The sequence below is a fragment of the Halorussus caseinilyticus genome (assembly GCF_029338395.1).
Lineage (GTDB): Archaea > Halobacteriota > Halobacteria > Halobacteriales > Haladaptataceae > Halorussus > Halorussus caseinilyticus.
This window is the reverse complement of record NZ_CP119809.1, coordinates 2,235,825-2,255,989: the sequence shown is the minus strand read 5'-3', so window position 1 is coordinate 2,255,989 and position 20,165 is coordinate 2,235,825. Positions and strand designations below refer to the sequence as shown.

Sequence of the window (20,165 nt, the reverse complement as noted above, 5' to 3'; positions counted from 1 at the left end):
AGGGTATTTACTTCGTCTTGGGCAAAGCAATCGTAATGCGGGAAAGACCCTCTGTAGACCGTCGCACCGTTCTCCTCGGAGGGGGTACCGCCATCGCATCGCTAGCTGGTTGTATCAGCACGAGTCCGACGCCACCCGGTAATCGGGGGGAGACGACTGCCGCGTCCGACGATTCGGGTTCCGACGACTCGTCTTCCGACCAGTTGAAAGCGGGCGGTTCCTCGACGGTGTATCCGATAACGAGCAAAGCCGCGTCGGTGTGGAGTTCCAACCCACCCGCCGACGACGAAGAGTACTGGGGTCCGAACGAGTACGGCATCCAGACCGACGAGCGACTGGCTACCTACTGGGCCAGCAAGTACGGGTTCGAGGGCGACGGGACCGCCCCGCCGTTCAAAGTCACCGTCGGTCTGAGCCACTCGGGAACTGGTCTCGAAAAGCTGAAAAACGGTCTCGTGGACATCGGCAACGCGAGCGCGCCCGTCTCGGCGGAACTCCCGGACCTGAGCGAGGAGGAACTAGAGAAGTTCACCAATCACGTCGTGGGAGTAGACGCCCAACCCATCGTCCTCAGTAAGGAGGTCTACGAGGCGGGCGTCGAGAAGCTGACCGCCGAACAGGTCCGGAAGATATACACTGGTGAAATCGAGAACTGGTCGGAAATCGACGCTTACACTGGCGAAGACAAGGAGATTCAGGCGGTGGGTCGCGCCGAAGGTTCGGGTACCGACACCGCGTTTCGGACCAACATGCTCGGCGGTCCCGACGCGTCGATGTCCGGCGTGGACGTGCGCAAGGGCCAGAACCAGCAGGTCAAGACCATCGTCTCCCGGTCGAACAACGCCGTCGCGTACATGGCACTGGCGTTCGTCACGGACGAAGTTGCGGCCGTCAAACTGGAGTTCGACGGCAAAGTGTACGAACCCGGAAAGAACCTCGCGGACGAGAACTATCCGCTGTCGCGTGACCTCCACTGTTACACCTACGACGGCACCTCGGAGATGGAGGCCGCGTTCCTTCGGATGCTCGTCAGCGAGTTCGGACAGGAGAGCTTCGTCAAACCGTCGGGCTACGCGAAACTCACCCAGAAACGCCGCGAGAACCAACTCGGAAAGCTTCCCGACCCCAAATGATAGGAAGCGTCGCCACCCGCGTTCGGTCCGCTCGCACCACCGTAGAGGACATGGACCGCGGGGCGCAGTTCGTAGACGGTGTAGCCGTCGCCTCCGTCCTCGGCGCACTGCTGACGTTCCTCGTCGCGCCCGCGTACACGGTGTTCCCACTCGTGACGTTCTTCGCCGTCGTCACCTACGGGTGGAAGTCCCATCAGGCCAACACCGCGAAACTGCTGATGTTCCTGATGACGGCTTCGACTATCGTCATCCTCGGTCTCATCTCCGTCTACCTCATCCTGCGTTCGGTCCCGGTGTTTCAGGCGATGGGACTCGACCTGATTCTCCGCACCGAACAGCCCCTGTGGAGTACCAGCGAGGGCGTCTACTCGCTGGTGCCGATGATGTGGGGGACGCTCGTGACGACGATACTGGCGATGGCCATCGCCGGACCCCTCGGCGTGGCCGGAGCGCTGTTCATCAGCGAAATCGCACCGGGGTGGGCGCGCGAGGTCATCAAACCCGGCATCGAGATTCTGGCGGGCGTCCCGTCCATCGTCTACGGGTTCATCGGCTACGTCATCATCAACACGTACATGATGGAGGAATTCGAGTTGGCGAACTTCGGAAGCCTGTTCGCGGCGGCGCTGGTCATCGGCGTGATGGCCCTGCCGACCGTTGTTTCGGTCGCCGAGGACGCCATCGGGAGCGTGCCCGAGTCGATGAAAAGCGGGTCGCTGGCGCTCGGCGCGACCGACTGGCAGACCATCAAGAGCGTCACCATTCCGGCGTCGTTCTCGGGCGTCTCGGCCGCGGTTCTGCTCGGGGTCGGCCGGGCAGTCGGCGAGACGATGGCCGTGACCGTGATGTTGCCCCACCAGCAGATTCTCCCCGACCCCATCTACGACGTGTTCAAGGGGACCGAGACGCTCACCAGCGTCATCGCGGGCCAGTACGGTGTCGCCTCGGGCAACCAGATGTCGGCGCTGTTCGCGGCCGGGGTCGTCCTGTTCGTGACCGTCCTCGGACTCAGTATCGCCTCGCAACTGGTGGAAGCGCACATGGAGCGTAAACTCGGAGGGAGCCAATGAGCTACGAGACCAGCGAACTAGTCGCCGACGAATCGTCGCTCGCCGAACGAGTCGCCGCGGGCGTCGTCGGTCTCAACGTCCTGTCGGTGATTCTGGGCTTCGCGGCCATCTTCCAGTGGACCGAAGTCGAGAGCGAGTTCTTCGGCGTGACGCTGTTCAACCTCTACGGCGCGAGTCTCGTCCTGACGGGTCTCGGCGTCGTCGCCCTCGGGTTCGCGTCGCGTGCCGACCTCGTGGAGACGACGCCCGACCGGAGCGCCGGACTGCTCACCGGCGCGCTGTTCGGTCTCGTCGGCGTCGTGGCGGGCGGTCTCTTCGCGTCCCAGACGCTCGGTCTCGGCGCCGTCGGGTGGCTTCCCGCGGCGCTGGTCGTCGGCGTCGGCGTCGGCGCGGTGACGGTCCTGCCCCGTGAAGACGTGGGTTCGACGCTCCCCGTGGGCGCGCTGTCGGTCCTCGTCGGCGCGCTGTTTCTGCTCGACGTGTTCACCACCGAGTGGGAGTGGGCACCCGAGGGCTTCTCGGCCACCTTCACCGGTCCCGTCGTCGGCCCGGTGTTGACAATCTTCGCGGGACTCGTCTGCGCGTGGGCGGCCGCGAAGGCCCACGAGGGGTTCGGGACCCGCGGGCGACAGGCCGGGGCCTACCTGCTCGTCGGCCTGAACGCCTTCGGGATGCTCGGCGTCCTGCTCTTGCTCATCGTCTTCGTCGTCGGCAAAGGCTGGTCGCGGATGGTCGAAGGCGTCGAAATCGGCCTGTTCAGCGAACCCGCCTTCTGGTTCCACGTCCCCGGTCTCGACCAGTATCTCATCTTCGAGATTCCCGGCGTCTGGTTCTACTGGCCGTTCACCATGAACGGCTACTCGCTGTCGAGCGACGTGATGAACGGCGTCCTGCCCTCCATCGTCGGCACGGTGTGGCTGGTCGTCGGCGCGGTGCTGTTCGCGGTTCCGCTGGGCGTCGGCGCGGCGGTGTTCCTCACCGAGTACGCCGAACAGGGCGGATTCACCCGAGCGGTCGAGATTGCGACCAACGGCCTGTGGAGTACGCCGAGCATCGTCTACGGCCTGTTCGGGTACGCCTTCCTCGTCCCGCGCCTCGGCAACACCACGTCGCTGATGGCGGGTCAGTTGGTGCTTGGCTTCATGCTCCTTCCGCTGGTCCTCATCACCAGTCGTGAGGCCATCAAGACGGTGCCCGACGAGTACCGGGACGCGAGCGCGGCGCTCGGCGTCAGCCAGTGGGAGACGATAAAGAGCGTCGTCGTCCCGGCGGCGATGCCCGGCGTCATCACGGGCGTCATCCTCGGCGTCGGCCGCATCGCGGGCGAGACGGCCCCGATTCTGCTGGTGGCGACCGGGAACCTGCGGGCCAGCGGCGGCCCGCAGGTGCTGTCGTCGTTCCGGTTCACGTCGAGTCCGCCGTTCGTGGCGAACCCGGCGCTGTTGGACAGCATCAGCGCCCTGCCGTACAAACTCTACGCGACCATCACCGCGGGCGTCGTGAGTTCGGACCCGGCGTTCGGGTGGGCCACCGCGCTGGTGCTTCTGGTGGTCGTGCTGTCGTTCTACGCGGTCGGCATCGCGTCTCGAATCTACTTCCGGAGGAAACTCGAACAATGAGCAACGCAGAATTCAAACGGAGCGAGCAAGCGGGCGAACAGGCCGAGAGCCAACAGACCACCGTCAGCGGCGAGAGTCAAGAGCAACTCGAAGACGAGTGGGTGGAGTACGACTTCGCGGGCGCGCCCAAGATTTCGGTCGAGGACTTGGACGTGTTCTACGGCGACGACCACGCCATCCACTCGGTGTCGATGGACATCCCCGAGAACAGCGTGACCGCGCTCATCGGTCCGTCGGGGTGCGGGAAGTCCACCTTCCTGCGGTGTCTCAACCGGATGAACGACCGCATCAACTCGGCGCGGGTCGATGGCTCGGTCGAAATCGACAACGAGGAAATCTATCAGGACGGCGTGAACCTCGTGGAACTGCGCAAGCGCGTCGGCATGGTGTTTCAGGCCCCGAATCCCTTCCCGAAGTCGATTCGGGACAACATCGCCTACGGCCCGCGCAAGCACGGCGACATCAACGACGGCCTGCTCGACAGACTGCTCGGACGGGCCGACTCCGAGAAGGAAGACGAACTGGTCGAACGCTCGCTGAAGCAGGCGGCGCTCTGGGAAGAGGTCAGCGACCGACTCGACGACAACGCCCTCGGCCTGTCCGGAGGCCAACAACAGCGTCTGTGCATCGGGCGGTGTCTCGCGGTTGACCCCGAAGTCATCCTGATGGACGAGCCCGCCTCCGCGCTCGACCCCATCGCCACCGCCAAAATCGAGGACCTCATCGAGGAACTCTCGAAGGACTACACCGTGGTCGTCGTCACCCACAACATGCAACAGGCCGCCCGCATCTCCGACCAGACCGCCGTCTTCCTCACCGGCGGGGACCTCGTGGAGTACGGCGAGACCGACCAAATCTTCGAGAACCCCAACAGCCAGCGCGTCGAAGACTACATCACGGGCAAGTTCGGATGAAACGTTTACTGCGGGAGAGCGCGCTTACGGCGCGCTCTCCCGCAGGCCGTTCGCCTTCGCGTGCCGGGCGTTCGCGCTCGGTACGTCGGTGAGGTACCGCCACCCACGGTAGACTAATCCCGACAGCGAACGAACTCCTTTCGACGGCCGACTTCATGGCTCGAACCGACTACCAGAACCAACTCGAATCGCTCCGCGAGAGCATCCTCCGGATGGGCGAGCGCGTCGTCTCCCGTCTGCGGTTCGCGCTCGAAGCCCTAGACCGGCAGGACCACGAACTCGCGTGGGACGTTATCGACGGCGACGAGGAGATAAACCGGCGGTACCTCGAACTGGAGGGCGAGTGCATCGACTTGCTGGCGCTCCAGCAACCCGTCGCGGGCGACCTGCGGTTCGTCGCGGCGTCGTTCAAAATAACGACCGATCTCGAACGCGTCGGCGACTTGGCGGTCAACATCGGCGAGTACGCCCTGTACGCCGACCGGGAGGTGTTCGCCGAGGTGGACGTTCGCGCGCTCGGCGAGCGAGCCGTCGAGATGGTCGAGACGGCGCTGGCGGCCTACGCCGACGCCGACACCGAGGCCTGTGTCGCGCTGGCCGACCGTGACGCGGACCTCGACGCGGCGTGCGAGCGCGCGAGCGAAACCGTCGTCCGCCACCTCATCGAGACCGAACTCCCCGACGGGGCCGACGACGAGGAAGTCGAACTGCTCTTACAGGACGTGTCGCGGGTGTTGCTCACGGTCCGGGACTTGGAGCGCGTCGGTGACCACGCGGTCAACGTCGCGGCCCGAACGCTCTACATGGCCGAGAGCGACGACCGACTCATCGGGTGAGGCCGTCGAAGAAATATATTTAATTCTGAGGAACTTCGATTTCATTCTAAAAGCAATATATTTCGTTCTCTCGCGCCCGGACCGACGATTTGCAACGCTTATCCGGATTCTCTCCCAACGAACGGGCATGCACTCCGAAGACCTGCCGCTCCCCGGAACCAGAGACGTGCGAGCGACCCTCGACGCGCCCGACGACGCCGACCCGGACGCCGCAGTGGTCGCCTGCCCGCCTCACCCTCAACACCGAGGACATCGCGGCGACCCGCGCCTGACGGCCGTGAGCGAGGCGCTGGTCGAGTCGGGAGTCGCCTGCCTCCGGTTCGACTACGGCGACTGGGACGAGGGGTACGGCGAACGCGAGGACGCCCGCAACGCCCTCCGGTGGGCGCGCGACCGGTACGACCGCGTGGGCGTCTTCGGGTTCAGTTTCGGCGGCGCGATTGGGACCCTCGCGGCGGCCACGGTGGACCCGCAACCCGACGCCCTCGCTCTGCTCGCGCCAGCGTCCCGGTTGACGGCGGACCTCGACGCGGCGGCGGCGCTCGCGGACGTGACGGCCCCGGTGCAGGTCGTCTACGGCACCCGCGACGACACCGCCGACTGGCGACCGCTGGTCGAACGCGCCGACGAGTTGGGCCACGAGACGGTCGAGATGAGCGCCGACCACTTCTTCGTCGGTCAGCACGGGAAAGTCGCCGATTCGGTCGGTCGGTTCTTGGTGAAGAACCTGCGGTAGAGAACTCTCGAACTCGGGAAATCGCTCCGACACTTATTAGTAAATTAAACAGTCACGCAGAGATATGAGTACGCGGACCGAGTTCGTTCGGAAGTGGTTTCCGGACTGGAAGGCCGCAGTTCTCGACTGGCTACCCGAGCCGGTAGACCCGAATCTCGAAGAAGTGGACCACGACTACCCGCCGGACGAGTTTTTCGACCGATACCGTCTGGTCTCGTTCACCCGGCTATTCGTCCTGCTCGCGTTTCTGGCGACCGCCGCGAGTCTGTTCCGAGTCGGGAATCCCGACACCGGGATTCCGTACAACTACCCGGTGTTCGTCGGGTTCGTCTACGTCGTCGCGGTCATTTTCGTCCTCCGGCGGTTCCACGGTATCTTCGACGAGACCAAGACCGAACTCGTGGACATCTTCGAGCGAACCACGGAGGGCGAAATCGTCTTCGAGCGCGATTCGGACATCACCGGCGACGAGATGCGACGAGAGATAAACCGCATCATGAACTACGCGTTCCACCCCTACTTCGTCTTTTTCGGCGGACTGATTGGCGGCGTGTTCGCGCTCGCCGTGATGTGGGGACTCGACGTGTTCGACTCGTATCCGTACCTCCTGCTGAACTACGCTTACGGCGCGGGTCACGGGTTCTTCTATGCCCCATTTATCGGCTCTGTCGTCCTCATCAAGCGAATTTCCAACGAGTACATCGTGGACATCGACGTGTTGGACCCCGACGGCGTGGGCGGCTATCGGGACATCGGCGACGCGATTATCTCGCTTATCATCTACGGCATCTTCCTCGTGACGCTGGACTTCGTGATTCTGTCGAGCGTGTCGTTCACTGGACGCCCGGTGTTTCAGGTCGCGGTCTTCACGCTCTACGCCGGGATGCTCGCGTTCCTGCTCGGTCTGACGGTGTTCGGCGTCTACTCGCTCCGCAAGCGGTTGCTCACCATCCGGGAACGAAAGACCGACTTCATGCGCGAGCAGTTCGAGACGGTCGAAGCCAGATACTGGAAAAAACTGAGGGACGGCGACCCGCCGGACCCCGAGTCCGACCACATCCAGACGATGCAGACGATGTTCGACCAACTCTACAGCATGGAACTGTGGCCCATCAATCTGGCGTCGTTCGCCCGCCTCGCCTTCAGCGCGGGCAGTTCCGCCGCGATTGCGGCCTACAAAGCCGGACTGGTTTCGCTTCCGGCACCGCTCTGAGAAGTTTCGGCGAGCGATAGAAATATTTCCGGTGGCTATCACGTTCGGGTATGGGCGAGTTCCGGCAGGCAATCGACTTGCTAACCGTCCTCCTCCCGTTCGGAGTCGTCCTCGTCGCGTTCTTCGTCCGCGGCGTGGGGACGCCGCGGAAGTGGCAGGACTTGGCTGGCGACTTCCTGCTCTTTTCGGGCATCGGCGGCGTCGCCGAGCTCGGCTTTCCGACCGTCGGAACCGGCCTGATGGTCGCGTCGCTCGGGTTCTACTTCTGGACCGACAAGCGACTCGCCGACGAGGGGAGTAGCGGCCCGACCCACCCAAAGGACGCCTCCTACGAGGACGGCGGCCAGTCCTACCCGTGGGACGACGAGTCGTGAGTCGGACGTGAGTCGTGGTCGTCGTCCGCGCCGCGCGAGCGCGCCGCGCGGCGCGGGCGGCGTCGGGAAGACCTCAGAAGGCCAAAAACAGGAGAAAAGATTTCTCGAAGTCAGTCGTCGTCGAGTTCCTCGCGGAGCGTCTCCATCTCGGCGACTCGCTCGGCGTGGGCGTTGTGCTGGTGGATGGACTCGTCGTTGCTCTGTTTCATCGTCACCACGGCGTCGTCGGGCAGGTCGGTGAACTCCGAGACCACGCCCTCGGCCATGTCGCGCACGCAGTCCTCCACGAACTTCGCGTTGGCGTGGGCCTCGAAGGTCATGTGGTCTTCGTCGGGGCGCTTGGCGAGGTTGTAGATGCGGGCGCTCATCGAGTCGCGGGCGATTTCGATGAGTTCGTTCAGGTTCGCCTCGGGCGCGCCGTCGCTCTCGACGGTGAGGGTGGCGTGGCCTCGCTGGGAGTGGCCCGCCTGCGGGACCTCCTGCAGGAACTCCCGGACCTCCTCCTCGCCGACGCCGAGGTCCTCCAGTTTCTCGCGGGCGGTCTGGCCCATCATCCCCTGCGAGCAGGGACACACCGTCATGCCGGTGACGCGGGCACCGATTTCCTCGCGGGTCCCCTCGTCCGTCGCCGTCGCTCCGGCGATGATGTCGGCGGTGGCTTGGGTGGGCCGGTCGCTCTCGGGCGTGCGGTCCTTTATCATGTACTCGGCTTCCATCCGGACCTCCGCCTTCGAGGTGTAGTCGTGCTTGTCGAGGAGTCGCTCGGCGGCGTCGCCGCACACGTCCTCGACGCGGTAGGTTGGTTCGCTCACCGCGTCTTCGAGAATCTCGTCGATGACCTCCATGTTCCGACTCATGTCCGCGCCCTTGCGCCAACTCGGGAGGTCCACCAGCACCTCGAACTCCGCGGTCAGCACGATTGGGCGCTTGTCGGGGCGGGCGAGTTCGACTAGCTTCTTGACGCCGGTCACGCCGACGCGGTTCAGCCCCACGGTCACGTCCGGTTCGGAGGCTTGTACGTCCGGCAGTTGCTCTTCCATTACCGGAGCGTAGCGAATCCGCGGGATTAGGACTTTCCCTTTCGGCAGAATCAGTCCAGCTTTCCGAGCGCCCGGAAGAAGTCGCTAGAGGGTTCGGCGATGCGAGTGGGTTCCTCGGCCGGGCGCACCCGGACCGTCTCGGGCATCTCGAATCGCTCTCGGGTGCTGTCGGCGCTGACGTAGCCGAACTCAGCGCCCGTCGCCCGAATCTCGACTTCGCTGTCGCCCGGAATCGCCAGCGGCGGCATCGACTCGGCGGCACACATCTCCGTGACGACGAGCGCGTCGGTCTCGGGATGGACGAGAGGACCGCCCTCACTCAAGTTGTACGCCGTGCTTCCGGTGGGGGTCGAGACCAACACGCCGTCGCCGCGTCCCGAGGTGAAGACCCGGCCGCCCACGCGGACCTCGTAGTCGAGTCCCTTGCCGTGGCCTCGCTGTGGCCCTTGGACGACGATTTCGTTCAGCGCCGGGTGGACCGACCAGTCGCCGCCGTCGGCCCGGAGTCTGGGCACCTCCCGCGAGGGAATCGTATCGGTCTCCCGATAGCCCGCGACGACCGCTTCGACCGTCTCGACCGCATCGTCGGGTGCGACGCCGTTGAGGAAGCCGACCTCGCCGAGGTTGACGCCCAAAATCGGCGTCGCCTCCGCGCCGCGGGCCGCGAAGAGGAAGGTGCCGTCGCCGCCGATGGAGACCACGAGGTCGCAGGCGTCCATCTCCTCGACGGGGTAGCCCCCGCCGTCCAACCGCTCGGCGGTCGCGGCGTCCAGTCGAACCGTCACCTCGTCGGGTAACGTTTCGCGTATCTGTTCGGCCAGAAACGCGGCGCGGGCGTTCCCCTTCTGGGCAACGATGCCGACTCTCATCGGTGGTGCTTCTCGCCCGCCCGTGAAAAGTCCGCCGACCGCCGAACTATCACTCCGACCGACGCGGGACCGCTCGCCGACGCAAGAAACATTGAAATGTGGCCGGTCCGAGGTGCCCGACATGCATCGCGCTCGACCGAGGGGGTGGCTTCCGTGACCGACGACGACTGGTTCGAGCGCGCGCTCCGGGAGGACGAGAGAGAGAGCGATGGCGCGGACGACGAGTCCGCGGACTCGTCGTCCGCGACCGACCCGGAGACCGAACAAGCGCGGCAGGACCCGGAGGTGGCCGACCTCGAACTCGCCGGGACCGAACCGGCCGACTCCGAGGGTTTCGCGGACGCACCGGAGTTCACCGCTGAAGCCGACGCCGAGGGCGTCGATTCCGAAGGCGAGAGCGGAGGCTTCGATTCCGCCGAGGGACCCGATGGCTTCGACACGGCGAACGACTCCGGGGAGTTCGGCATGGATGGAACCGACGCCGCCCCTCCGAGCGAGTCCGGCGAGTCGCCCGCGGGCGACTCGCCGACGAGCGACCCGGCCGACGAGTCGTCGGGCGACGACTCGTCGGCGGATGCCTCACAGACCGGTGGCTTCGCCGACGCCGACCCCTACGACGCCGACGAGGACGACGAGGACCTCTTCGATGAGGACTTCGCCAGCGCCTTCGAGAGCGCACCGGGCGGCGGGGCGGGACCAGCGTCCGGCGACGGACCGGGCGGCGACTCGGGCGGTGGCTTCGACGCGGGCGGCGGCGAGTTCGGCATGGGTGGCGACGAGGGCTTCGGCGGGTTCGGCGGCGAATCGTTCGAGAGCGAGGAGTTCGACGACGAGGAGTTCGAGTCGTCGATTCCGCGCATCGACCTCGGAATCGAGGGTCTCGACGACATGATTCAGGGCGGGGTCCCCCGCCGGTCGCTCGTCACGACCATCGGGTCGGCCGGGACCGGCAAGACGACGTTCGGTCTCCAGTTCCTCCACGAGGCCCTCGAACAGGGCGAGAACGCGGTGTTCATCACCCTCGAAGAGAGCCACGACCGCATCGTCAACACCGCGACCGAGAAAGGCTGGGACTTCGACGAGTACGAGGAAAAGGGCCAACTCGCGGTCATCGACTTGGACCCCATCGAGATGGCCAACAGCCTCACCTCCATCCGCAACGACCTGCCGCGACTGGTCGAGCAGTTCGGCGCGACCCGCCTCGTGCTGGACTCGGTGTCGCTGTTGGAGATGATGTACGACGACCAATCGACCCGCCGCAACGAGGTCTACGACTTCACCAAGAGTCTGAAAGAGGCCGGGGTGACGACCATGCTCACCAGCGAGGCCAGCGAGGACAACGCCTACGCCTCCCGGCACGGCATCATCGAGTACCTCGTGGACGCCGTGTTCATCCTGCGGTACATCCGGAGTACCGACGACTTCCGGGAGACCCGACTCGCGGTCGAAATCCAGAAGATTCGGGACGCGAACCACTCCCGCGAGATAAAGCCCTACTCCATCACGAACGAGGGCATCAGCGTCTACCGGCAGGCGAACATCTTCTAGCACCTTTTTTCTTCGTCGGGTGTCCTCACTCGCTCCCTTCGGTCGCTCGTTGCGGTCACCACTCCTCGAAAAAATCTGCACCAAAAGGCCGCTCGCTCACTCCCTCCGGTCGTTCGCTCGCGGTCGAATCGCCGGTTCACCGCACCACAGTCACCGGAATCGTCGCGCGCCGGACCACCGTCTCGGCCACGCTCCCGAGCAGGATGCGCGAGACGCCCGAGCGTCCGTGGCTACCCATCACGATGTGGTCGAAGCCCTCGTCGTCGGCGTACCCCACGATGGTCCGGGAGGGTCGGCCGAGTTCGGTCGCGCTGTCGAGGGTGACGCCGTAGTCGTCGGCGACGTTCTGGGCGTCCTCGAACAGCGTCTCGCTCTCGCGTTCGGCGTTCTCGTACCACTCTTCGGACCCGCCGGGGACGCCGACCGGCGCGCTGTACCCGGCGTCGATGGGGTCGATGACGTGGAGAACGGTGATGTCGGCGTCCGCGAACTCTTCGAGCGCGTGGGTCAGCGCGTCGTCCGATTGGGGCGACCCGTCGATGGGCACGAGAATCTGCTTGGTCATACTCGAACCTACGTCGGGTAGTCGTTTAACCTTTCAGGCAATTCCCGTTCCGTGAGAACTCCGTCGAACTCCGACCGCGCGCTCGTCTCCGACGTTCGGAGACATCTCTAAGCGTGTAAAACAATCGTGACGAATTTCCTAGCAAATATTTTCAATCGTCTACCGTACGTTTTGGTGTCTCATCTCCCGACCGTTCCGGGTCACGCGGGGCCGACGACGCCGATTCAATCGGCGTCGTCGGCGACGGACGCGAGACCACCCCCGGCAACCGAACCGAGACGGTGGTGCCGTCGTCGCGGTCGAACGACACGTCGCCGCCGAGGGCGCTCGCGCTCCACTTGACGACCCAGAGACCGAGACCGCTCCCGTGTTGGAGGTCCCCCTCCTCGCCGCCGGTGACGACTTCGACTTCGTGGTCGGGGATGCCCGGCCCGTCGTCGCGGACTTCGAGGACCGCCGACCGCGAGTCGTCGTCGAGTTCGGCGAGGCGGATTTCGACCCGCGGCGCGTCGGTGCCGTGTTCGAGACCGTTCTCCGCGAGGTTCGCCAGTAGGAGTCGGAGGACCGCGGGGTCGGTGTGGAGTTCGAGATTCTCCGGCACGCGGACTTCGACCCGGCCGTCGGGGTACGCCGACCGGAGGTCGGCGGCCACGTCCTCGGCGAGCGAGGCGACTTCGACGCGCTGGCGGTCGGTCTCGTCGTCCATCGCGCGCTCGAACTCGCGGGCTTTCTCGCCGAGGGCGACCAACCCCCGGCCGTTTTCGAGTACCGTCTCGGCGTGGCGCTCGATTGCGGGGTCGTCCGCACCGTCCCGAATCAACTCGGTGTATCCGGTTATCTTGGTCATGTCGTTGCGGAGGTTGTGGCGCAGGACGCGGTTCAGAACTTCGAGGCGCTGTTTGCGCCGCCTGTCGGCGGTCACGTCCTGAAAGACCAGCGTGTGGCCGACGTGTGTCCCCCTCGAATCCGACACCGCGGAACTGGCGACGCTGTACTCACGTCGTTCGCCGTCGGTCCGGACCGTCACGGCCTGCTCGCTCGCCGACACGTCGATTGTCGCGTCCACGAGGTCGTCGAGGGTGTCGCCCGCGTCGTCGGTCGCGTCGAGGTCGAACACGCGTTCGGCCTCCTCGTTGGCGTCGATGACCCGGCGCTTGCTGTCCACGATGACCACCGGGGTCCCGAGGTCGTGGATGGCGGCGCGTTCGCCGATTCGACGCGCCGCCGGGGTCTGTTCGAACATGTTCCGGTGGAAGAACGCGTAGAAGTCGAACGCGAGGTGAATCGCCAGCGCGGTCGTGGTGAGGTTGAGCGACTTCGTGGGTCCGACCTCGAACAACCACGCCACGCTCGCCGCGAACGGCGCGACCAGCGAGAGCGCGACCGCGATGGTCTGGCCCCGGTAGAGTTCGCCGTAACTCACGAACGCGTCCACGAGAACGACCATCGCAATCCCGGCGAGGAAGTAGAACATCAGGGTGGTGGCGAACAGCCACGGTTGGTGTGTGTAGGCGACCGTCGCCGCGCCCCACACGGGTTCGACGCGGTAGTTGCTCCACGCGATTCGATGAAGCGGGTTGGTCGCCACCAGCAGGACCGACACGGCCTGTATCGCCGCGACCAGTCCCATCCACTTCGAGCGCACGAGTCGTCCGCGCCCGGTGTATTCGAGGACGAACGCGAGGAAGAACACGGTGATGAAGCTCTTGCCGAGCCAAATCGGAATCTCGAACAGCCACCGGACCGCGGGGTCGTGGACCATCAGCGCCAGACCGTACGCGCCGGTCCAGACGGCCTCGCAGACGATGGTAGCGATGAACAGCCATCCGCCGGGTTCGTCCCGGTAGGGCCAGAGGTGCCGGATAAAGTACAGCGACATGGCGAACGCCGTCAGCGGACCGAGCGCCAACCACGTCGGGTCGAGGTTCATTTCGTCCGGAGTAAACGTCTCAACAGATAAAAAGGTAGGTCGAACGATTCGACCCGTCGGTCACTCCCGACCGTGCTTGGTCACGCACTTCGAGAGACCGATAATTTCGACGGGTTCGGAGTTGTCGGGCGAGTAGACGACCATCTGACCCTTCTCCATGTAAGGGACCTTCCCCTCCAACTCCGAGGGGATGTTGACGCTCTTGATGGCGTCCTCGTCGCCCAGATTCAGGACGACGGTGGTGTTGACCTGCTTGAAGACGGGTTCGGCGATGTCCTGTGGGTCTTGGGTGATGAGGAACAGGCCCAGACGCTCCTTGCGGCCCTGCTTGGCGGCCTCGGTGAACTTGGTGATGACCTTCCGGGCCTGCACGCTCTCGGCGTCGGTCAGGAAGTTGTGGGCCTCGTCCATCCCGACGACCAGCGGCGTCTCCTTGATTCGGGTGTGTTCGGGGTCGTTCGAGAGTTTCTCGTCCACCAGCAGACTCGCCAGCGCCAGCACGACGACTTCCGTCGCCCGCGAGTCGTTGAGGTGGTAGGTCGGCACGACGCTCAACTGGCCGGACCTGACGAACGACTCGATTTGGTCGGTGATTGGCCGGGCGTCTCGGTCGAAGACGCTGTAGAACGCCGAACTGATTGCCCGGCGCTTCACGGCGTCGTAGGTCGCCTCGTGGACCCGGCCGTTCTCGTCCAACTCCTCGCGGAGCGCGGGGTCGTCGATGTAGTTCACGAACTGCTCGTAGGTGCCAGCGTCGCCGTACTGCTCGAAGAAGCGGTCGAGCAGGTGACGGAGCGCGTTGTACTGGTTGTCGTTGAGACTCGCGCCCGCGACCAGCCACGGGCGGCGCTTCACCATCGAGAACGGAATCGTGAACTCGACCTGCTCGGCCCGGTGGTGGTCGGCGGCGTAACTACTCTCCTTCACTTTCGGCACGAACGCCTTCGTCTCGTCGTGGCCGCCGTGGGCGACGCCCTCCGACTCCCACCGGCGCTCGTCTTCGGCGGTCACGTCGGGGTTGTCGTCGTGCATCTGGGCGTACTCGTCCTGCGGGTCGAACTGGACGACGGCGGCCCGCCGGGACGCGCCGTCGTCCATCTCGTAGCGTCGTTCCGCCGAGAGGAACTGCCGGAGCATGTTCTTCGCGCCGTGGGTCTTGCCGGACCCCGTGCCCCCGGCGACGAGGGTGTGCCGGAAGACGAGGGGGTCGCCGTCATCGTAGTCGTCCTTCAGTCGGTAGTCGATGGTCGGCGGTTCGGCGGCGGTCCGAACCTTCTCCCCGCCGACCGAGAGGTGGCCGAGGAACACGCCCTCGGCGGGCATCTTGAGACCGGTCTTGATTTCGGCCTTGTCGCTGGCCTCGCGGACGACCGACTTGGGTTTGGGCACCCGGTCGGTCATCCGACGTTTCAACTCCCCGCCGTCCTCGTAGAGGACCGCCACTGGCTTGAGGTCGGCCATGAGTTTGTAGTCCGCCTCGTCGATGTCCTCGCGGCGCATCGCGCGCTTGGAGTGGATTTCGGTCGCGTCGTCCACCCGGTACTCTTGGCGGTACTCCAGCGCGCAGATTCGACAGAAGAGTTTCTCGCCGTCTGGGTAGCCCACCAGCAGGTACTTGCCGACCCGCACGTCCTCGCGGTTGTCCGCGGTGACGTACGCTTGCAGGTGGGTCTCGTCCTCTTGCTCGCCGATTCGGAGTCCCTCGGCCGCCGAGAGGGTGCCGATGCCCCGGTCGGTTCCGCGGGGGTCGGTCCCCATCGAGTCGAAATTCTTCTCCCGTGTGCCGGAACTCGAAGATGTCTCGAAGTCACCGGGGTCAGAGGAGGTGTCGAGGCCCGAGTCGTCGGCGTCGAAATCGTCGGTCCCGGAGGCCGACGACTCGATGGTCTCCGAGTCGTCGTCAGCACTGGGCCGGGTGAAATCGCCGGGGTCGCGTTCAGTCATCGTTCCCCGGCAATGCGCGCATGGGACAAACCGGTTTCCCTCTGTTCGGTCGCACCCCTTTTACCTCCCCGCGCCCTACGCCCGTCTATGCTACTCATCCGTGGCGAAGCAGGGGGCACTACGCTCACCGGCACGCTGTACGAGCGAGGGGAGCGAGCGCCGCGGTTCAAGGGCGCACCCGACGAGGACGCCCCCTACGTGTGGGTCTGCGACGAGTTCTATCAGGTTGAGAGCGGCGGCACCGTCCAGAAGGTGGACGGCGAGGAGGTCAACGTCGCCTTCGAGTCGCCGATGCCCCGCGGGTTCGACACCCGCGAGCAGGCGACCGGTGCCGCCCGCGAACACATTCGGACGCAGTTCGCCCGCATCGGCATCGACCCCGAGGACGTTGCGATTACGGTCGAGAAACAGGAAGCCGAGACTGCCGAACCGCAGTAACGTCGGTTCCGTTCGTCCGCTGTTCTGTCTGTGAGGTCGATTTGTCGGTACGGTTTCTGTCGAAGCCGACCGCTACGTGACCGCGGAGGCCACGACGACGAATGCCTCGAAAGCCCCCGCCCGCTCGCGGTCGCTCAGCGACATCTCTCCGGTTCGCTTCGCTCACCTCCGAGAGGGGTCGCTGAGACGACCACGGGTCTGCGACCCGCGAGCGCGCGGCCCCTTTATCCCTCCCGGTGGTTGGTCGGCCGAGCGCGTCCGGGGGCGGACACGCCTGCGCCGAGGTAAACTATCCTCCGACGAGCGTCTGACGACTGTAGGGGAGGTGAGGATTTTAAGGGTCAGGTCACGAAAGAGGGGGTATGGGAGTACTTTCACGCCTGTCGTACGTCGTTCGGTCGAAGATAAACGCCGCCCTCAATCGGGCCGAGGACCCCTCGGAGACGCTCGATTACTCCTACGAGCAGATGCGCGACGAGTTGCAGGAGGTCAAACAGGGTATCGCGGACCTGACCACCCAGAAAAAGCGCCTCGAAATGCAGAAGCGCAAACTCGAAGAGAACGTCGAGAAGCACAACGAGCAGGCCCGCGAAGCCGTCAATCAGGACCGAGAGGACCTCGCGCGGCGCGCGCTGGAGAAGAAAAAGCAGAAGATGAACCAAATCGAGGACCTCGAAGGCCAAATCGCCAGCCTCCAGAACACCCAAGACAACCTCGTCGAGAAGAAAGACGAACTCCAGAACCGCATCGAGGAGTTCCGGACCAAAAAGGAGAGCATGAAAGCCCGCTACGAGGCCGCCGAAGCCCAGAGCCGGGTCTCGGAGGCCATGACCGGCGCTGGCGACGAGATGGAGGACGTTGGCCGGGCAATCGAACGCGCCGAGGAGCGCACCGAGGACATGGAGGCCCGCGCCGAAGCGATGGACGAGTTGCAGGACACGGGCGTCTTCGAGGACGCGCTCTCGGACAAGGACAGCCTCGACCGCGAACTCGAAGAGGTCCGGACCTCCGGTGAAGTGGACGCCGAACTCGAAACCCTGAAAGCCGAGATGGGCAAGGGGTCGGCCGACTCCGACGAAACCGAGGCCGAACCCGCGGACCTCGAAACCGAAGTCGAGACCGAGACCGCGGACGAGGACATCGAAGCCGAGTTAGAGGAACTCAAAGACGACGACGAGAGCTAAGGGTCGCTCTCGTTCGGTTCCGCGGCGTCGTCCTCGGACGACGCCGCGGAATCCGTCACCGCGGCGAGTCGCTCGGCGGTGTCGGCCATCTCCGCCGCCGTGATTCGGACCGTCGCGCCCTCGCGGGAGACGACGTAGTGGATGCCGGACGCGTGGTCGCTCGCCGGGACGAACACGGTGTCACCGGCCGAGCGCGCGCCGCGAGCGTCCAGCATCGACCGCCACGCGGCGGCGAACTCGCGGGCCTCGCGCTCGTCTTCCCACGCCGTCACCCAGTGAGTCGCCGGTCCCGCCGCGCCCGCGGCGGCGTAGTAGTACATCCGGTCGGCGGCCCACCCGTCGGCGGCGTCGGCCGCACGCTGGAACGACAGGCCGTTCATCCGGAGCGAGTGGCGGATGACCAACTCGCCCACGGTGTCGGTGTGATAGCGCGTCAGTTTCTCGGAGTCCGGAATCTCTGGGGCGTCGGGGACCGGGACGTTCGCCCTCGGTTCGGTCGGGTGGAGCAGTTCGGCCGTCGAGTTGGGCGGTCCCTCGATTGCGGCGGACCGCTCGGCGGGCGAACTCCCGGCCGCCTCGTAGAACTCGTAGCCGTAGTAGTAGGGCGTCCCGGCGACGCTGTGGGGCCACGCCGCCCGCGCCAGCGTCCGGTTGTACTCCGTGACCGAGTAGTCTCCGTCGCCGTAGCGCCTGACGTACTGCTCGGTGACCCACATGGCGTCACCTTCGACCATCGCGGTGGTCACGAGTCGGGAGTCGGTCGTCCAGCGCGGGAACTGCGACCGGAACTGGGTGCGCGAGGGCGTCAGCAGTTCGTGCTGGAACTGAAGCGCGTGGACGAACTCGTGGGCCAACACCACCTCTTGGGAGACGCCGTAGTCTTCGAGGTCCGAGTCGTTCAGCAGGTAGATGTGGACCGCGGCCTGTCGCTCGACGGTGTAGCCCAGCGGTTGGCGGCGCTCGGTCGAGGCGTTCGAGTACAACTGGAGCGTCTCGGCACCCGCGGGTCGGATGGCCGCGAACTCGTCGCGCACGTCGTAGGGTTCGCCCGCCTCGTCGTCGTACTCGTGGAGCGTGATGCCCTGCAACGCCGAGCGTCCCCGGAGTTTCTCGACTCGGTTCAGCACCGTGGCCGGGTCGTAGTCCGGGTCGAACCCCTCGGTCTCGATTGCGACCGACTGGTCGCTCGACTCGTCGTCGGACTGGTCGCCGTCCGCCTCGGTGGTCTGTTGCTCGGTGGTCTGTTGTTCGGTAGTCGTCTGGGTCGCCGGGCGGTCGTCAATCGTCGCGGTTCCCACCGCCGGGGTCGCGCTCGCGAGCGCGAGCAGGACCGCCAGCGCGAGGGCGACCCGCGTCCCCCGTTTCGTCCCCCGTGACATGTATTGGCGCACGAGCCGGAGCGCCAAAAGGCCCGCGGGTATTTCCGTCGGCGCGGTGTACGCCGACGCATATGTCGGAGAGCGCGGGGGACGGCCGGGAGTCGAGCGATTCCGACGACGGGTCACAGCCCAACGACACGATGCGCGAGCGAGCGGGCGAGAGTCGGGTGAAGCTCTGGTTGCTACTGGAGGCCAACCGATGGGTCGTCGCGGCGGCACTGCTCGCGGGCGTGTTCGTCGCTATGGTCGCGCTCGGCGTCCTCGACCCCTCGCCGCTCCAGCAGTCGGTGGCGGCCTCCGACCCCAACGAGACGCTGTTTCAGGCGTACGTCACGGCCATCGTGACCGGGGTGACGCTGGTCGTGACGCTGAACCAGTTGGTCCTCTCTCAGGAACTCGGTCCGGTCGGCGACCAGCGGAGTCGGATGGAGGACGCGATGCAGTTCCGCGAGGACGTGGAGGACGTACTCGACGCGCCGGTGAGTCCGCCCGAACCCTCGTCGTTCCTCCGGGAACTAATCGACGAGACCTGCTCGCGGGCCAACGCGCTCCAAGACGACGTAGAGCAGGACCGCGACGAGGAGTTGAAAGACCAAATCGACGACTACGTGAGCGGACTCCGGGACAACGCCAACGCGGTCAGCGACCGACTGGACGACGCCGAGTTCGGGAGCTACGACATGCTGTCGGCGGTACTCGACTTCAACTACTCGTGGAAAATTTTCCTCGCGCGGCGCATCCGCAACCGCCACCGGGACGCGCTGACCGACGACGCCCAAGACTCGTTCGACGACCTCGAAGAGGTGCTGAAGTTCTTCGGTCCGGCGCGCGAACACTTCAAAACGCTGTACTTCCAGTGGGAGTTGGTGGACCTCTCGCGGGCGATGCTCTACTCGGCGGTCCCGGCGCTGGTCGTCGCCTCTTCGATGATTGTCTACTACGACGCGAGGGCGCTTCCGGGCGCGACGTTCGGCGTGAGCAACGACGTGCTGGTGACCGCCCTCGCGGTCACGATTTCGACGGTCCCGTTCATGCTCCTGCTGTCGTTCATGCTCCGGATTGCGACGGTCGCCAAGCGGACGCTCTCAATCGGGGCGTTCGTCCTCCGGAACGTTGACCGGAGCGACGACCTCGACATCGAGTGAGCGGCGTTTTCGGGGCTGTACGTGTCTGAAACAGGTGTTCGGTGAAGCCTCCGGCTTCGGCGCTCGGTGAAGCCTCCGACAGTTGGCGCGCACTGGTTTCGTCTCCGACAGTCGGCGCGCGCTGGCGCGCCCTCCGTGGCGCGCCATCGTCGCGCGAGGGGACGAGCATCGCAGGGAGGAACGACCGGAGGGAGTGACGACCGAGACGCGCAGTCGGTTGGGGAGGCG

Annotated in this window: 18 protein-coding genes; 12 read left to right on the top strand and 6 right to left on the bottom strand. The window is 65.4% G+C overall.

Going from position 1 to position 20,165, the window contains the following annotated elements; genetic code table 11:
* The first annotated feature begins 35 nt into the window (after positions 1-35).
* The 8 genes from P2T60_RS11300 (at position 36) to P2T60_RS11265 (ending at position 7,895) form a co-directional block, all read left to right on the top strand.
* Positions 36-1,133 carry a PstS family phosphate ABC transporter substrate-binding protein gene (locus tag P2T60_RS11300; protein WP_276279354.1) on the top strand — a complete coding sequence of 366 codons (1,098 nt, stop codon included), beginning with the start codon at positions 36-38 and terminating at the stop codon, positions 1,131-1,133.
* Positions 1,130-2,203 carry a phosphate ABC transporter permease subunit PstC gene (gene pstC, locus P2T60_RS11295; protein WP_420028681.1) on the top strand — a complete coding sequence of 358 codons (1,074 nt, stop codon included), beginning with the start codon at positions 1,130-1,132 and terminating at the stop codon, positions 2,201-2,203. The genes P2T60_RS11300 and pstC overlap by 4 nt, the downstream gene beginning before the upstream one ends.
* A complete protein-coding gene (gene pstA, locus P2T60_RS11290; protein WP_276279353.1) occupies positions 2,200-3,822 on the top strand; it encodes a phosphate ABC transporter permease PstA in 1,623 nt (540 codons plus the stop codon). Before pstC ends, pstA begins: the two co-directional genes overlap by 4 nt.
* Entirely contained in the window at positions 3,819-4,736 is a 918-nt protein-coding gene (gene pstB, locus P2T60_RS11285; RefSeq protein ID WP_276279352.1) for a phosphate ABC transporter ATP-binding protein PstB, read from the top strand. The genes pstA and pstB overlap by 4 nt, the downstream gene beginning before the upstream one ends.
* A gap of 155 nt (positions 4,737-4,891) precedes the next feature.
* Positions 4,892-5,572, top strand: a complete 681-nt coding sequence (phoU, locus tag P2T60_RS11280) for a phosphate signaling complex protein PhoU (protein WP_276279351.1) — start codon at positions 4,892-4,894, stop codon at positions 5,570-5,572.
* A gap of 127 nt (positions 5,573-5,699) precedes the next feature.
* Positions 5,700-6,308: an alpha/beta hydrolase gene (locus P2T60_RS11275; protein WP_276279350.1), complete on the top strand. Its 609-nt coding sequence runs from the start codon at positions 5,700-5,702 to the stop codon at positions 6,306-6,308.
* Between the two features lie 64 nt (positions 6,309-6,372).
* Positions 6,373-7,521, top strand: coding sequence for a hypothetical protein (locus P2T60_RS11270; protein ID WP_276279349.1), 1,149 nt, complete (start codon positions 6,373-6,375; stop codon positions 7,519-7,521).
* 50 nt (positions 7,522-7,571) lie between these two features.
* Entirely contained in the window at positions 7,572-7,895 is a 324-nt protein-coding gene (locus P2T60_RS11265) for a hypothetical protein (protein WP_276279348.1), read from the top strand.
* Positions 7,896-8,005: 110 nt separating this feature from the next.
* Here P2T60_RS11265 and mptA read toward each other — a convergent pair whose 3' ends face one another.
* Positions 8,006-8,935: a GTP cyclohydrolase MptA gene (mptA, locus tag P2T60_RS11260; protein ID WP_276279347.1), complete on the bottom strand. Its 930-nt coding sequence runs from the start codon at positions 8,933-8,935 to the stop codon at positions 8,006-8,008.
* Positions 8,936-8,985: 50 nt separating this feature from the next.
* The gene (locus P2T60_RS11255) at positions 8,986-9,804 is read right to left on the bottom strand and encodes an NAD(+)/NADH kinase (RefSeq protein WP_276279346.1); all 819 of its coding nucleotides are present in this window, start codon (positions 9,802-9,804) and stop codon (positions 8,986-8,988) included.
* Between the two features lie 153 nt (positions 9,805-9,957).
* Here P2T60_RS11255 and P2T60_RS11250 point away from each other — a divergent pair, with 153 nt between their 5' ends.
* The gene (locus P2T60_RS11250) at positions 9,958-11,352 is read left to right on the top strand and encodes a KaiC domain-containing protein (protein WP_420028680.1); all 1,395 of its coding nucleotides are present in this window, start codon (positions 9,958-9,960) and stop codon (positions 11,350-11,352) included.
* Positions 11,353-11,488: 136 nt separating this feature from the next.
* Here P2T60_RS11250 and P2T60_RS11245 read toward each other — a convergent pair whose 3' ends face one another.
* The 3 genes from P2T60_RS11245 to P2T60_RS11235 form a co-directional block, all read right to left on the bottom strand.
* Positions 11,489-11,917, bottom strand: coding sequence for a universal stress protein (locus tag P2T60_RS11245; RefSeq protein WP_276279344.1), 429 nt, complete (start codon positions 11,915-11,917; stop codon positions 11,489-11,491).
* Positions 11,918-12,068: 151 nt separating this feature from the next.
* Positions 12,069-13,847, bottom strand: coding sequence for a sensor histidine kinase (locus tag P2T60_RS11240; RefSeq protein ID WP_276279343.1), 1,779 nt, complete (start codon positions 13,845-13,847; stop codon positions 12,069-12,071).
* 60 nt (positions 13,848-13,907) lie between these two features.
* On the bottom strand, positions 13,908-15,791 hold the full coding sequence (locus tag P2T60_RS11235) for an ATP-binding protein (protein ID WP_276279342.1): 1,884 nt from the start codon (positions 15,789-15,791) through the stop codon (positions 13,908-13,910).
* An 87-nt stretch (positions 15,792-15,878) separates the two neighbouring features.
* On the opposite strand from P2T60_RS11235, the gene P2T60_RS11230 reads away from it, so the two are divergent.
* Together P2T60_RS11230 and P2T60_RS11225 are read left to right on the top strand one after the other, a co-directional pair.
* Positions 15,879-16,229: a DUF7113 family protein gene (locus P2T60_RS11230; RefSeq protein WP_276279341.1), complete on the top strand. Its 351-nt coding sequence runs from the start codon at positions 15,879-15,881 to the stop codon at positions 16,227-16,229.
* A 362-nt stretch (positions 16,230-16,591) separates the two neighbouring features.
* On the top strand, positions 16,592-17,413 hold the full coding sequence (locus P2T60_RS11225; RefSeq protein WP_276279340.1) for a PspA/IM30 family protein: 822 nt from the start codon (positions 16,592-16,594) through the stop codon (positions 17,411-17,413).
* Here the strand turns inward: P2T60_RS11225 and P2T60_RS11220 are convergent.
* Complete coding sequence (locus P2T60_RS11220) at positions 17,410-18,792, bottom strand: hypothetical protein (RefSeq protein ID WP_276279339.1); 1,383 nt, start codon at positions 18,790-18,792, stop codon at positions 17,410-17,412. The genes P2T60_RS11225 and P2T60_RS11220 overlap by 4 nt on opposite strands.
* A gap of 71 nt (positions 18,793-18,863) precedes the next feature.
* On the opposite strand from P2T60_RS11220, the gene P2T60_RS11215 reads away from it, so the two are divergent.
* Positions 18,864-19,937, top strand: a complete 1,074-nt coding sequence (locus P2T60_RS11215) for a DUF7972 family membrane protein (RefSeq protein ID WP_276279338.1) — start codon at positions 18,864-18,866, stop codon at positions 19,935-19,937.
* Positions 19,938-20,165 lie beyond the last annotated feature (228 nt).